Origin of the sequence: Clostridioides sp. ES-S-0006-03 (assembly GCF_020662275.1) — a bacterium.
GTDB lineage: Bacteria > Bacillota > Clostridia > Peptostreptococcales > Peptostreptococcaceae > Clostridioides.
This window is the reverse complement of sequence record NZ_JADGMM010000020.1, coordinates 20802-36589: the sequence shown is the minus strand read 5'-3', so window position 1 is coordinate 36589 and position 15788 is coordinate 20802. Positions and strand designations below refer to the sequence as shown.

Sequence of the window (15788 nt, the reverse complement as noted above, 5' to 3'; positions counted from 1 at the left end):
TTAACTACATAATCCCTCTGTAATATCAATAGTAATATATTACTATACAAAAATCAACTATATATTTCATAGACATATAAATTGATAGAGATAAAAATAAAGTTCATTAAATAAAAATCAATTAAAAGTAATCTCAAAAGAATTTTAAAGCATGCTATAAGATTGGTTAACTATAGTATCTTTGAGAAAATGATAAACAAATAATATATAGTCTTGCATTTATTTTTTTATATTATTTATAATAAATAAACCCTATGATGGAAAAACTATTCTTATTTAACATGTAAAGGAGTATTTAAAATGAATGAATCGTATTGGATTTTAAATTCAAGTCCCAAAGAATATGAAAAATTAGGCGAGAATATAAAAGTAGAATGTCTAGTCGTAGGAGGAGGAATAACTGGTTTAACAACTGCATATCTATTAGCAAAAGAAGGTAAAAAAGTAGCACTTGTTGAAGCTGATAAAGTAGGATATGGAACTTCAGGCAGAAATACTGGTAAAGTAACTTGTCAACATGATATAGTATATTCTAAAATAGAGAAAAAATATGGATTAGATAAAGCTAAATCATATTATAATGCAAATAATGAAGCTTTAAAATTGATTGAGAAAATAATCAGTGAAAATAATATAAAATGTGATTTTCAAAGGATTCCATCTTTTGTCTTTACAGAAAAGGAAGAATCTATAAAGGATATTAAAGATGAATACCGTACATGTAAAAAAATAGGCATAGATTGCGAATATTATGAAACTATAAATGATATTCCATTAGATGTAAAAGGAGCTATTCATTTTTCTAATCAAGGTCAATTTAATCCAAAACAATATGTTGATGGTTTGGCAGAAGTAGCAGTAAATTTAGGGCTAAAAATATATGAAAACACGCCGATAGTAGACCTAGAAAAAGGAGCTATATGTAGAGTTAAGACTGGAGATAATAATATAATAGAAGCTGAAAATGTTATAATCTCATCTCACAGTCCATGGTATGATGGGTTGAATTTTTATTTTGCAAAGGAATATGCTGAACGTGCCTATTTAATGGTTGCAGTCCTACAAAATGAATTGCCAGAGGGTATATTTATAAGTATAGATGACCCATCAATAACTTTTAGACAATGTAATGATGAAAATAATAACCTATTAATCTTTGGAGGAGGAGACCACAAAGTTGGTCAAGGTGGAACTGAAGAAGAAATATTTGATGATTTAGAGCATTATGGTAAAGAAGTATTTAAGATAAAAGACTTTAAATGTAAATGGTCTGCTCAAGACAATATGAGTTTTGACAATGTTCCTTATATAGGTTATATCAATAAAAGGGAGAATAATATTTATGTAGCTACAGGATTTTCTAAATGGGGAATGACTAATGGAACTGCTGCAGGAATAATAATAAAAGATTTAATAATAAATAAAACTTCTGACTATAAGGACACTTTCAATCCATCGAGATTAGGTAGTTATTTTTCAATGGATTTTATAAAGGAAAATGCAAATGTAGCGATGAATTATGTAACTGGAAAATTAAAAATAGGTAGTGGAGATATGCCTAAAAGTAGTGGTGAAGGAAAGATTGTTAATATAGATGGAAAAAGATATGGTGTTTATAAAGATGATAGAGGAGATTTTTATATTGTAGATACTACATGTACTCATTTAGGATGTGAACTTAATTTTAATAGTGAAGAAAAAACATGGGATTGTCCATGCCATGGTTCAAGATTTGACTATAAAGGAAACATACTTGAAGGCCCAGCACTTAAGCCATTAAAACTTTATGGTTATGGTGATAATGATGTTAATCCTAAGTTATTATAGAATATAGAATGTTTTGGAAAGGTAAATTATTTATGAATAAACTTTTAAAGCCAATAACCATTTTACTTTATATAGTATATGTTTTATGTGCCATATTTTTTGCTACAAATAGAGCTTTTGGAAATGTAGGTTTAGTAGCAATCAGTTTAATTGGTACTTTTATATTAAGTATTTTAAATAGGCAAAATAAAAGACTTTTGAGCAATGAATTATATATTGTGCTTGTATTATTTATAATGTTTGCATCATTATTAGGTACTTGTTTTAATTTTTATGACATAAATTATTATGATGATTTTTTACATTTATGGTCGGGTATAATATCATGTATTGTAGCATTTTCTACAATTAAATATTTTTATATACAAAAAGATATAAGTAAGATGAGTAAAATATTTTTAGTTATATTTGTATTTATGTTTAGTATGGGAGTGGCTAGTTTGTGGGAAATAGGTGAATTTCTAACGGATACTTTTATTGGGACTACTACACAAGCTGGAGGACTAGAAGATACTATGATTGATATGGTAGATGCTTTAGTAGGTACAATTATAACCATTCCTTTTATAATAAAAAAATCAAATGCATAGTTTAAAGTTGATTGCAATGGATTTAATTAGTCATATGAAGTTTTAAGAACTTATGTGATAAATTAAATCCATTCTTTATTGTATGTAAAGCTTACGTTTCACATTTTTTATAAATTTTACTCCATAAATAGAAAGTATTGTATCTTATTTTACTGGCCATAGTTTACAACATCTAGTATTATCACACTTGTGTTAGTGTATTGTTGTTATTTGGTAAAATATATTATAAATTGTATCTTAAATAGTATTAAAAAGTAAAAAATTTAAAAAGATAATATTTTATAAAAACATGATATAATTACTATGAAATAAAGGCTATGTTTTTGGCTGATAAGAAAGTTTTAAAAAAGTTTTATGGTTACAGATGTTGATGAATTTTTGACAAGTAATTAAAAATTAAGGAATTGCTAAAAATAGTAATATTTTATGTGATAATATAAAGAGTAGATAAAGTATTAGGAGGAACATTGAGTGTTAAAAAAGTGGTTTGGTATTATGAAAAAGAGACAAAAAGTTGAGGCAGCAAAAGAAGAAGGTGAAATAATATTAAAAAATGAAAAAATTTTGTATGAAGAAAATTTAATTGATAAAGAAAAAAAGGTATTATGTTGTAAAGAGGAAGTTGTAAGTGAAGAAAATGAGTCTTTAAACCAAGAAGAATATTTGTCTAATAAAGAAGATAAAGTGTTACGCAAAGAAGAAGTGGTATGTGATAAAAAAAATAAAGTCTTATCTGAAGAAGAATTGATAATCAACAATGATAAAGAAGAATTAATAGTTAATAATGATGATACAACTTTAAATAAAGTAGAAATAATAATTGATGATATAGAAATAATAGAAAAAAGTATAAATAGCGAAGAAATACTAATTAATAAAAATACTATAGAATTAGATAAAAATGAAGTATTTATTACTGATGAATCTATCAACTTAAATAAAGAAGAAATACCGCTTGAAAGTAAAAAAACAGATTCTAAAAAATTTGAAGAAATTGAGCGAAGTGAAAATAATACTCTAGTAACAAACACTACTGAAGTTGAAGAAAAACAAGTAATTGATATAAATGAATATTTAACAGAAGAAGATTTAAATTACATAAAAGAAATAAAAATAAAACGAGGAAGAAGTATAAAAGCAATAAACTTATATACTAAAGAAGAGAAGACTTTTGATACTCATATTCAATGTAGTAAAAATCTTAAGGTACCACTTGGCTACATAAGAGAAAATTTAAAATATGGATATATGGATTACTTTGGAGAAGCTATAAATTATTTAAGTAGAGTGTTAAATGTAGAAGAATACTGTAAAAATGAGTGGAGCTATCTAGAAAATAGTAAATCTCCATCTGAGATATTTAATATTCTTAATGACAAAATATTTAGTACAAGACTTTCTGATAAAAAGAGAAATGAAATTTTAACTAATGATAAGATTGAAACAATAAAAATGAATTATAAGTTTGAGTGTATTGATGAGGAATATGATGAATATTTTAAAAAATATAAGTCTATAATCAAAAGAGGTGGAAAGAAAAAGATTGAATTAGTAAATAAAAAAGGCGAAGTATTAGAGATATTTAAGTCTTTAGAAGAATGTTCTATTTATTTGCAAAAAGAAAAAAATGAAGTTATACAAATGTTAAAGTATGGAGATACAAAAATAGGAAGAAATTTCATAAGATATAGTTTAAGAAATATTTAATTTCATTTTAAATTCATGAGAGTTTCATTTATGATTCACACATTTAATATTATTTTAATGTAAAATAATAAAAGTGAAGTATTGTACAATTAAATTTAAGGAGGATATTAATGTCTGAAGAAAAAAATTCAAAAGATAATACATTGAATGAAATTAAAAATTCAGAAAATGTAAGTTCTAAACAAGATGATGTGTCAGGTGAAAAAAATACTGATAACAAAATCAAAAAAAGAGAAATAAAATTAAGTAGTAAAAAGCTTAAAGCAATTGTAGCAATTGTAGCAGTAGGGGCAATTTGCTTGTGTGGAGGCTATGTCTCTGGAAAAGAAGCTGGAAGAAAATTACCAGCCACTTCAAAGCGTTATAATAGTAATGAAGTAGTAGCTACTATTGGGGATAAAAAAATTACAGGGGAAATGTTAAGAAAAAGAATGGAGCCATTATTTTATTTAAATGCAAAAAATACTATGAGTGATGATGAAATACGTTCATATGAATCAAATATGATTGAGACTATGATTACATCAGATATATTATCTTCAGAAGCAGCAAAAGAAAAGATAAGCATAACTAATGACGAATTAAATTCTCAATATGATAATCTAATGTCTAGCATAGAATCTGCAATGGGAATGACAAAAGAAGAGTTTCTAAAGCAATTTGACTTGACTGAGAAATATATAAAAGACGATATGAAAAAAGAACTAATAGCATCAAAATACTTAAATGAAGCATCAAAAGTAACAGATAAAGATGCACAAAGTTATTATGACAAAAACAAGAGCAATTATTTACAAGTTAGAGCTTCACATATTTTAATAAAAACTGTTGATGATAAAGGTAAACAAGTCAGTGATAGTAAAAAAGCTGAACTTAAAAAACAAGCAGAAGAAATACTTAAAAAAGCTGAAGCTGGAGAAGATTTTGCTACTCTAGCTAAAAAGTATTCTGAAGATAGTAGTGCAGAATCAGGTGGAGATTTAGGATTTTTTGGAAAAGGTCAAATGGTAGAATCTTTTGAAAAAGCTGCATTTGCTTTGAAAAAAGGAGAAATATCTAGTAAGCTTGTAGAAAGTGATTATGGATACCATATAATTAAGAAAACAGATGAAAAATATCAACCATTTGAAGAAGTAAAATCAGATTTAGTAAGTACTTTAACATCAGAAAAGCAAAACTTACTTATAAATGATTTAAAGGAAAAATACAATGTAAAAATTACAGATAAATATCAAATGAAAGCAAAGCAATAGATTAAATCAATTTATTAAAAGAAGAAAATATTAATCTATATATCTAAAAGCTGTTTTTGTTCTTAAATAGAGGACTTAAACAGCTTTTATTATTTTATCATAAAATTAATTCGCCTAAAAATGAAATTATAAAAAAATAACATGCATAAATTAACAATGAAAACGTATTTTGAATTTAAATTATTTTATTGAAAATCTATATAAAATATAAAAAAAATAAATAAAAAAATTTAAAAGCTAAAAAAATACTATTCAAATATATATACTAAAGTTATTCTTTAAAAATACTTAAAAAAGAATATTTTTCATAATTTTAAAAATAATAATAAAAAAATGAAAATATTAACAATAATCTATTGAGTAATATAAAAAAAGATGCTATTATAAGTATGTGTTAAAATGATTAAGCTAATCTTAGTACTGAATTTAACTATAAAAATAATAAGGGGGCGTTTTTTTATGTCAAATACTGAAAGCGTATCTAAAAAAGCTAGTCATCCGAAGAGTTTTTGGCTTGTTTGTATGACAATTTTATGGGAAAGATTTAGTTATTATGGATTAACAGCTTTGTTGGTATTATTTTTTACAGCGAGTGTAACTCAAGGTGGTCTAGGACTTTCTACTCAAGAAGCAACTTCAATGTTTGGTTTGTTTACAGGTCTTATATATCTTACACCATTAATTGGTGGCTGGTTGGCAGATAAAGTTTTAGGTCAACAAAAATGTATATCTATAGGTGCACTTTTAATAGCAATAGGTGACTTTGTTTTGTTTGCATCATCTACATCTATTAATATGGTTTGGGTAGGTCTATCAATAATCATTTTAGGAAATGGTTTTTTTAAATCAAGTTGTTCCAATATAGTTGGTGATATATATCCTAAAACCGAGGTATCAAGAAAAGACGCAGCATATAGTTTATTCTATATGGCAGTAAATGTAGGTGCATTCATAGCTCCAATCATATGTGGACTGCTTTCTGATAATGTATTTGCAGTAAGAGGAGTAAACGGAGATATAGTGTCTTATGGATATAAGATGGCATTCTTAGTTTGTGGTATAGGTATGATGCTTGGTATGATTATATTTACACTTTTTGCGCCAAAGCTACTAAAAGAAGTTGGAAAACATCCAGTTACTAAGGGAAATAAAGGTGAAAAAATTGAGTATGGACCACTTACTAAATTAGAGAAAAATAGAATCATAGCAATGGTTGTATTATTCTTATTTGTAGTTTTATTTTGGACAGCATACTATCAAACACAAAGTTCATTTATGATTTATGTAAGAGACAATGTAAATAGAACTCTATTTGGATTTGAAATGCCAGTGGCATGGCTTACATCGTTAAATGCTATATTATGTGTAGCTTTATGCCCTGTATTAGCTGCTTTGTGGGTTAAATTATCTAATACTAAAAGAGGCGACTTTTCTATTCCAGTTAAAATGGGGTTGGGAATGATAATAATGGGTCTTGGTTTTATAGTTATGGTATTGGCCACATTAGCCAATGGTTCAGATGGGACAATAAAGGCTAGCATACTTTTTATAGTAGTAACCTATATATTTACAACTGTAGGGGAGTTATTTTTGTCTCCTATAGGTCTTGCAATGTTTAATAAATTAGCTCCAGCTAAATATGCTACATTATCTATGGGTGCATGGTATCTGACAAGTTTTTTTGCTAGTTTGTTATCAGGAAAAATTGCTGGATTTACAGCTACATTAGGTTTTTTGCAAATCTTTGGAGGAATAGCAGGAGTCTTAATAATCTTTGGTTTAATATTACTTGGATTAAGAAATATATTGACAAAATTAATGGCAATGGATTTGTTAACAGAAACAAAATAATCCACACTTAATTAGTGAAAATAAAGGAAATTACATTTGAATATAAAATCAAACGTAATTTCCTCTTTAATTATGAAAAAAAGCTTTACATAGATAGATATTGTAATTAAAATTATAATTGTGATAATTAGAGTGTATAAGATTTATATAAATTATATAAAAGGAAAATTTATGTAATAAACTTTACATACTTATATATTTAGTTATTCAAACTATTATTTTGAGGAGGTCTTGTTGTGAATATAAAAGACAGAGTAAATGAATTAAGAAGACTTATGGAAGAAAAAAATATTGATGCTTATATGATTCCGTCTTCTGACAATCATCAAAGTGAATATGTAGGAGATTACTTCAAATCAAGAGAATTTATATCAGGATTCAATGGTTCAGCTGGAACAGTTATTGTGACTAAAGATGAAGCTGGATTATGGACAGATGGAAGATACTTTATACAAGCAGAATCTCAATTAGAAGGAAGTACAATAAAATTATTTAAAATGGGACAAGAAGGTTGCCCAACTACTGATGAATATTTATATACAAATATTCCAGAAGGTGGAACTTTAGGTTTTGATGGTAAAGTTATATGTGCTAAAGAAGGAGCTACATTAGCTGAAAAATTATCTAAAAAAGGTATAAAAGTAGAATACCAATATGATTTAATAGATAGCATATGGTCAGATAGACCAGCTTTATCAGATAGTAAAGCATTTTTATTAGATGTTAAATACTGTGGAGAAAGTTTTAGTTCAAAGTTAGCTAGATTGAGAGAAAAAATGAGTGAAAAAGGTACTTCTACTCATGTAATAACAACTCTTGATGACATAGCATGGTTATTTAATATAAGAGGTGGAGATGTTAAATACAATCCAGTTGTACTTTCTTATGCAGTGATAACTTTAAAAGAAGTTTATTTATTTGTTGATGAAAGTAAATTAAATGAAGAGATATTAAATGAATTGGCTAAAGAAAATGTAAAAATAAAACCATATAATGATGTATATGATTTTGTAAAACATATAGATAAAGATGAAAAAGTTTTAGTTGATGGAACTAAGATTAACTATGCAATTTACAATAATATACCTTGTGGAGTTGAAAAAGTTGATGAGTTTAATCCAGTAATGTTCTTTAAGGCCCAAAAAAATGAGGTAGAATTAGAGAACATAAGAAATTCACATGTTAAAGATGGTGTAGCTTTCACTAAATTTATGTACTGGTTAAAGAATAATGTAGGTAAGATAGAAATAACTGAAATAAGTGCTACTGAAAAATTAGAGGGACTAAGAAGAGAACAAGAAGGATTCTTTGAACCAAGTTTCAATACAATTGCTGCATATAAAGAGCATGCTGCTATGATGCACTATAGTGCAACTCCAGAATCAAACTATAAGTTGGAAGCTGAAGGTTTATTCTTAGTAGATTCAGGTGGACAATATTATGATGGAACTACTGATATAACTAGAACTACAGTATTAGGACCTATAAGTGATGAATTAAAATTACATTTCACTTCTGTAGCAAGAGGTATGATAAATCTTTCTAAGGTTAAATTCTTACATGGTTGTAGAGGATACAACCTAGATATATTATCTAGAAGTTGTATGTGGAATATGGGAATAGATTATCAATGTGGAACTGGACATGGTATAGGATTTGTATTAAATGTTCATGAAGCTCCAAATGGATTTAGATGGAGAGTAGTTCCTGAAAGATTTGATAGTGCAGTTCTTGAAGAAGGAATGGTAACTACTAATGAACCAGGTATATATATAGAAGGTTCTCATGGTATAAGAACAGAAAATGAAATAGTAGTTAGAAAAGCTGAAAAGAATTTTTATGGTCAATTTATGGAATTTGAAGTTGTTACATTAGCTCCTATTGATTTAGATGGTATAGTTCCAGAATTAATGAATCAAGATGAAAAAGATTATTTAAACTGGTATCATAAATTAGTTTATGATAAGATATCTCCTTTCCTAACTGGTGAAGAAAGAGAATGGTTAAAAGTTTATACTAGAGCTATATAGTTTTGTAATTGAATACTATAAATAAATCGAGGCATTTTAATGCCTCGATTTTTGATATATTATCTATTAAACTTAAACATAGTTTTTACTTTGATAATTCTACAAGTTTTTTATTCATTATAAGTAATATAATTCCAAATAGCAATAAAAATGAAGGGATTACTATAAATACTTGTAACATACCAAGGTGGTCTATAATAGCCTGTGTATAACCAGATAATTTATTTGCTGCAAATTTACCTAAGAACCAAACACCCATTAAGAATGAAATATATTTTTCTGGTGAAAGTTTATTTACCATACCATATCCAACTGGAGAAAAACAAATCTCTCCTATACTTTGGAATGTTAAAAATCCAATTACCCAAAATACACTTGCTTTCTGAATTGAATTAGGGTTAGTTCCTGTTTGTATAACTGCGACTATCATGAATAAAAATGCTATAGCTAATAGTATAAACCCTAGACTCATTTTTGAAGGTACACTTAAATCGCCTTTTTTAGTCTGAGATAATTTTACCCAGACTAGAGCAGATATAGGGCCAAGGATGACACATAGAAGACCATTATATGAATCTATCCATGAGGTTGGTATTTGAAAATTACCAACAGTCAGATTTATGTGTTCTTTTGTATACAAAGCTATAGACATAGAAGCTTGATTATATGCTATCCAAAAAAATACTGTAAAAAAAGCTAATATTAATATTACTATTATTCTTTTTTTCTCAACTGAAGTTAATGGTTTTGAAGCAAGTAATTTTTTATATTCTAATGATTTCTTTATAGTTTCTTTTTGACTACTAAATTCATTACTTGAAGATTTATAAAATCTTTTGTGACCAAATATAAAGAATAATAAGCCTATTAAAACAGTAATTGAAGCAAATAAAAATACATATCTGTAACCATACATATTTATAGAAGTACCATTTTTCATAGCGAACCATTCATTAGCGACCAAACCACAGATTAAAGGACCAAATAATGTTCCCAGATTAGTAGCCATATATGTAATAGAAAAAGCGCCATCCTTTCTTGGGTCATCATTAGTATATAAGTTTCCAACTAAGGTATGCAAGTTTCCCTTATAAAAACCTATTCCTAATCCAGACAAGAATATCATGATGTTTACATCCATTTTGCTATTTGCCAGATATCCTAAAAAGTAGCCAATTGAAACCATTATCATTCCAAGCATAATACAATTTTTCGGACCTAAAAATCTATCACTAACCCATCCACCAATAACTGGAGAAAAATAAGTCCATGCTAAAAAAGATGCAAGCATTGATGCAGATTCTGCTGGTGTTAATCCCAAACCACCTTTAGATACTTGCTCAGCTAGAAATAACAATAGCACTAATTTCATACCATAGTATGCAAGTCCTACAAATGTAAATATTGAACAACAAAAATATAAATCCTTAGGCTGTTTAAGCTTTTCTTGAGTTTTTAAAATTGACATATGTTGAGAACCTCCAGACCAATAATTTAACAAAATTTTTCCACACTATATGAGTATATGTTTTTTTTATAAAGACGTCAACTTATGGCATAAGAAAACAAAGTGTTAATAATCTATAAAAATAGTATTATTTTATAGATTCAGTAATATTTTTTTACAAGAATATATGTTATTATTATATTAAAATACAACATATTATGGAAAGGATATGCCAATTTAGTAGTTAGATTGATTGTTTGGCAGGTGGGATGAGCTATGATAAGAAAGAAATCTGAATTACAAGTAGAAGTAAAAGAAAATTTAACTGGTGGGGTTGGAAAAGTTAAGCTTGAAAATATATTACAAATTGATGAGCTTAAAGGAAAAGGAAGATTATTTAAAAGAATAACTTTACCAGTAGGAAGTTCAATTGGTGTGCATGACCATACAACTGATTTTGAGGTATATTATATATTAAAGGGAAAAGGTAAAGTTTTTGATAATGGGGAATTTGTAGAAGTAAATGAGGGTGATGTAATATACACTGCTGATGGTGAAGAACATTCTATAGAGAATATAGGAGAAGAAGAACTTGAATTTGTAGCAGTAGTCTTATATGTGTAAAATATGGAGGAGGAGTCATGACAAGCAAGATAGAAGAAATTAAAGACAAGATAAATAGATTTTGCAACTCCAATCTAAATCAAGAATATAAAGATATAAGTTTTAAAATCTTGCAAGACATTTTAGATAATAATAAAGAGATAATTCATTCTTCTAGAGCTGATATATGGTCTTCAGCTATACTAAACATAGTTTTGGAGCAAAATCTCTTATATAATAAGAAGCATCCATTACATATAACCAAAAAGGAATTTTCAAAAAAAATAGGTGTTTCTTTAAACACTATAAACAATAAATCATCATTGATAAAAGACGTTTGTAATATTGATTTCTTAAATCAAGATACTATTGCTATCTCTAATATTGAGTTTTGGGTAAGAGAGAGTAACTCTAAATCCAAAGCCATAGATTTAGAGTTAGAAAAGAAAAAAATACTTTATAAAAGATATATTAAACTATCACAAGAAGCTAAAAATCATATTGAGTCAATTAGGTATATGGAAGAAGCTGTAAACATTGGAAAAAGCATGATTACTAAGGAAGATAGACAACTTGGATTTTGGAAAGGTGTATCTACTAGAGCTTATATGGTAGCACTTGAGTCTCTTGCTAGGAAGTTAGAGAGTATTGATAATTTAAAGGAAGCTAGAAAGGTATTAGAGTATTTAATAGAAATCAATCCTGATGATGAGCAAGGAATAAGGTATAAATTACTCAATGTATTAATTAGGTTAAATGATAGAATAGCAATAAATAATTTATTTGAAATGTATAAAGAAGAAAAGTCTGCTACATGGATGTATAGCAAAGCTCTTTATTATTTTAAAAATAAAAATATGTTTTTAGCAAGTGATGCTATTAAAAGTGCTAAAAATAAAAATAAATATATTGGATTATATTTAATAGATTGGCGAAATGCCTTTGGTAGAGAGTTTGTTACAGCGGAAGAAAAGGGAGAAGCTGTCTATTACTATGATGAAAATATAGTACTTTGGAATGAAGTTAAAGGTTCTATGGATTGGTTACTGAAAAAAATGTTGGAATTTTCATAAAAAAAACTACTCCTTATTACTTATAAAAAAGTAAGGAGTAGTTTTTTTATTTATACATCTAATTTTAAATCTCCTGGTTTTATCATACCTTTTTTTCTCATAAATTCTGATATTATTAGAGTTACAATAGCAGGAAGTACAAAGTTAAGTAAAAGTATACCAATCCACATAGTTATTCCACCTTTTCCAGCACTTTGCATGGCAGTTACTGTTCCAAATTGTCCAACTAATCCACAAGTTCCCATACCAGAGCCAATAGGTATATTTTCCATTTTAAATATTGTTGTAGATAATGGGCCAAGTATTATTGAAGCTATTGTAGGTGGTATCCAAATTTTCCAGTTTTTTATTATATTGGGAACTTGGAGCATGGATGTACCAAGTCCTTGAGCTACAAGACCTCCTACTCCATTTTCTCTAAAACTCATAACAGCAAAACCTATCATTTGGCAACAACAACCAACAGTTGCTGCTCCACCAGCAAGCCCTCCCAAACTTAACATCATACAAATAGCTGCACTACTTATGGGTAGTGTAAGAGCTATTCCAACAAGTGCAGAGACAAGAGCTCCCATTATTATAGGTTGCATAGTGGTTGCTTGCATTATTATGTTTCCAAATGAAGTCATAAATGCAGAAACTGCTGGTCCAATAAGTTCTGCCACAAGTACTCCTATTAGTATTGTTACAGCAGGTGTAACTAATATGTCTACCTTTGTTTCCTTTGAAACTAATTTTCCAATTTCTACTGCAAAAAGTGTAGCGACAAATGCACCCACAGGTCCTCCTAGTTCATTACCACAAGCTCCAACAAGTGCACAAGAAAATAGCACAAGTGGAGGCGCTTGAAGTCCATACGCAATAGCCACTGCTATAGCTGGGCCTGTAACTTGCTTAGCAAGTGGGCTTATAACTTCAGTAAAAAGAGAAATATTGAAGTTGTCTCCTAATGTGTTAAAAATTGTTCCAATTAAAAGGGAAGAAAAAAGGCCTAGTGCCATATAACTTAATGCATCAATAAGATACCTTTGAACAGAAATTTCAATGTTTTTGCTCTTAGCAAACGATTTAAAATTTCTTTTTTTGCAATTGATTTCCAATTTAAAATCCTCCTCATATAATACAAATATAATTTCTTTTTAATTAATTATATAACTTTTCAGCTGACAAGACAAATGTTATTTCACTAAAATTAGACTACTGTAATAGTAAGAAATTAACACTAATTTTAGTTTTAAATTTTAAATTTATGGTTTATAATTAGTATAGGGATATTCTGAAATATAATACTTTTCCAGTTTATCCCAATATTTAACTTAGGTAGATTGCTTACAAAACAAATGATTATATATTAGGCTAAAGGAAGTGGATAGATGAGATTTGTAGAAAATAAGAAATACAGAAAAATTGCCATAATTATATCTATTCCTATATTGCTTGTTGCGCAGTACTACCTTTTTAAATTTGGAATACTTAGACCAATGGTAAAGGGAGTGGAAATCGAAATTGTAGATGGGGAATATGTTAAAGATTTAGATAAATATGTAGTAAAACTAAATGAAACAGTTACTTTGTCTACTGGCGAATATATCAAGGTTCCTTCATATGCTAAAGACCCAAATATTTGGTTTAATGTGTTGGATAATTCAGGGACTTTAAAAATAGATGGAAATAAGATGACAGCATTAAAGGTTGGGTATTCTTCTGTGGGTATTATGAAGAATTCAAGAGTGTTGAAAAAGGCTACTATAAAGGTAGTAGACCCAGAAGTAGAATCACTAGATATGGAGATTAATGGGGATTTAAAACATGTTGGTGATAGTGCTACTATAGAAAGTACAATAGAGGTTGATTATGACAAATTTAAAAAGTCATATAAACCTATTTATAAGAGTAGTAATGATGATGTGCTAAAAATTAAAGGAAATACAGTAAGTGCAGTTGGAGTTGGAAAAGCCACAATATATGCTAAGTGTGGAAATAAAGAAGTAGAGAGAACCTTTAGAATTCAAGCTAGAGTTGCCGAAATAAATATGAATGATGTAAAAATAGAAGTTGACCAAAATGAGAAATTAAAACCAGATATAATAACTTCTCCACCAGGTTTAGAACCACCAAAAATACACTATGAGTTGGCCGATTCAAAATTACCTGTGGAAAGAGCTATAAGTCTAAGCGGTGATGGAAGTGTAGTAGGTCTTAGAGAAGGTAAAGAAAGAGTAAGGATAACTTGTGGAGATAAGTCTAAAATAATAACTGTAACAGTAGTCAAAGAAACTATAACTAATGATTATATACAGAATTTAGTAGGTTCACATAAAATAGTAAATAACAAAGTTATTATTAAACTTGAATGGGATTATATGAAAGATGTTTTTGACTATGATATATATCTTAAAGACAAGTTGTCAGGAGAATCATTTAAGAAAATTAAATCTATAACTGTAAATGAAAGTGATTTAGGAAAATCACAAAAAGTATATGCTACTATAGAAATTGATGTAAAAGATAATCAGAGTATAGATTATGATATTTATGTTCTAGGTAAGAAAGACTCAGACACAACCAAGCCAAGTAATGTAATAAACATTACTAACATGAATGGTAATGGCAACTCAGATAATAATGATAACATACAAAACATGAAGGTTGAAAATATATCCGCTAATGTTGACAGAGATAACAATGTTATTAGAGTTAACTGGAGCAGTGTATCTCATAAAGAATGTACCTATAGTATATATATAAAAAATAATACTAATGGAGATGGTGAGTTTACTTTGTATCAAAGTGATATAAAAGGGAATGAACATACTATAAGTATCCCTGAAGGAGATTTAAATTTAGATATATATGTAGTGGCAAATTACAATGGACAAAATTCTAAAAATAGTGATGTTATAAATGTAAGATAAATTTATACAAAAATTTAGAAGTGTTAGATTTATGATTTATTAATAAATCAAATCATTATAAGAAGAGGATAGTATGGGAGTAATCATACTATCCTTTCTATTTTATTGAAACATACTGGTGTTAAATTTTTAGTGTGAAAATTATTGTAAAAATGAAAACATAAAAGGCATATATATCATACCAGATTATCATAATCCAACAACGCATTCTATGTCTAACTTATCATGTAAGAAAATAGCAGAGATAGCAAAAAAGTATAATATCATAATTATTGAAGAAAGAAAAGATGAGATTATAAAAAGAAATGAAGCTACTAATAAGATTTTATCTGAGTATAATTTAATTAAATAAATAAAAATGCGGAGAAATTTATTATAATAAACCTCCGCTTTTATTATTTAATGAAATACTTTACTTTCTATTAAAATTTTAACTTTAATCATCTTGAAAATATAATCGTTTTATGGTAAAATAATTCTTAAAAATAGAAA

Annotated in this window: 11 protein-coding genes; 9 read left to right on the top strand and 2 right to left on the bottom strand. The window is 27.7% G+C overall.

Annotated elements, in window-relative coordinates:
* The first annotated feature begins 300 nt into the window (after window positions 1-300).
* The 6 genes from IR151_RS18705 to IR151_RS18680 all read left to right on the top strand — a co-directional run bounded on the left by IR151_RS18705 (window position 301) and on the right by IR151_RS18680 (window position 9258).
* A complete protein-coding gene (locus IR151_RS18705) occupies window positions 301-1827 on the top strand; it encodes an FAD-dependent oxidoreductase (RefSeq protein WP_227437305.1) in 1527 nt (508 codons plus the stop codon).
* Window positions 1828-1859: 32 nt separating this feature from the next.
* Entirely contained in the window at window positions 1860-2417 is a 558-nt protein-coding gene (locus tag IR151_RS18700; RefSeq protein WP_227437303.1) for a hypothetical protein, read from the top strand.
* 471 nt (window positions 2418-2888) lie between these two features.
* Window positions 2889-4124, top strand: coding sequence for a hypothetical protein (locus tag IR151_RS18695; RefSeq protein WP_227437302.1), 1236 nt, complete (start codon window positions 2889-2891; stop codon window positions 4122-4124).
* Between the two features lie 110 nt (window positions 4125-4234).
* Window positions 4235-5377 (top strand): peptidylprolyl isomerase, encoded by a 1143-nt coding sequence (locus tag IR151_RS18690; RefSeq protein WP_227437300.1) that lies wholly within the window; start codon window positions 4235-4237, stop codon window positions 5375-5377.
* A gap of 459 nt (window positions 5378-5836) precedes the next feature.
* Window positions 5837-7228 carry a peptide MFS transporter gene (locus IR151_RS18685; RefSeq protein ID WP_227437297.1) on the top strand — a complete coding sequence of 464 codons (1392 nt, stop codon included), beginning with the start codon at window positions 5837-5839 and terminating at the stop codon, window positions 7226-7228.
* Between the two features lie 236 nt (window positions 7229-7464).
* On the top strand, window positions 7465-9258 hold the full coding sequence (locus tag IR151_RS18680) for an aminopeptidase P family protein (RefSeq protein ID WP_227437295.1): 1794 nt from the start codon (window positions 7465-7467) through the stop codon (window positions 9256-9258).
* 85 nt (window positions 9259-9343) lie between these two features.
* On the opposite strand, the gene IR151_RS18675 is transcribed toward IR151_RS18680, so the two are convergent.
* Window positions 9344-10726 carry a peptide MFS transporter gene (locus IR151_RS18675; RefSeq protein ID WP_227437294.1) on the bottom strand — a complete coding sequence of 461 codons (1383 nt, stop codon included), beginning with the start codon at window positions 10724-10726 and terminating at the stop codon, window positions 9344-9346.
* A 255-nt stretch (window positions 10727-10981) separates the two neighbouring features.
* On the opposite strand from IR151_RS18675, the gene IR151_RS18670 reads away from it, so the two are divergent.
* Together IR151_RS18670 and IR151_RS18665 are read left to right on the top strand one after the other, a co-directional pair.
* Window positions 10982-11329, top strand: coding sequence for a cupin domain-containing protein (locus tag IR151_RS18670; RefSeq protein ID WP_227437292.1), 348 nt, complete (start codon window positions 10982-10984; stop codon window positions 11327-11329).
* Window positions 11330-11346: 17 nt separating this feature from the next.
* Window positions 11347-12381: a DUF6398 domain-containing protein gene (locus IR151_RS18665; protein WP_227437290.1), complete on the top strand. Its 1035-nt coding sequence runs from the start codon at window positions 11347-11349 to the stop codon at window positions 12379-12381.
* A gap of 50 nt (window positions 12382-12431) precedes the next feature.
* Here IR151_RS18665 and IR151_RS18660 read toward each other — a convergent pair whose 3' ends face one another.
* Complete coding sequence (locus tag IR151_RS18660; protein ID WP_227437288.1) at window positions 12432-13481, bottom strand: PTS transporter subunit IIC; 1050 nt, start codon at window positions 13479-13481, stop codon at window positions 12432-12434.
* A gap of 273 nt (window positions 13482-13754) precedes the next feature.
* Here IR151_RS18660 and IR151_RS18655 point away from each other — a divergent pair, with 273 nt between their 5' ends.
* On the top strand, window positions 13755-15296 hold the full coding sequence (locus IR151_RS18655) for a hypothetical protein (RefSeq protein WP_227437287.1): 1542 nt from the start codon (window positions 13755-13757) through the stop codon (window positions 15294-15296).
* Window positions 15297-15788: the final 492 nt, after the last annotated feature.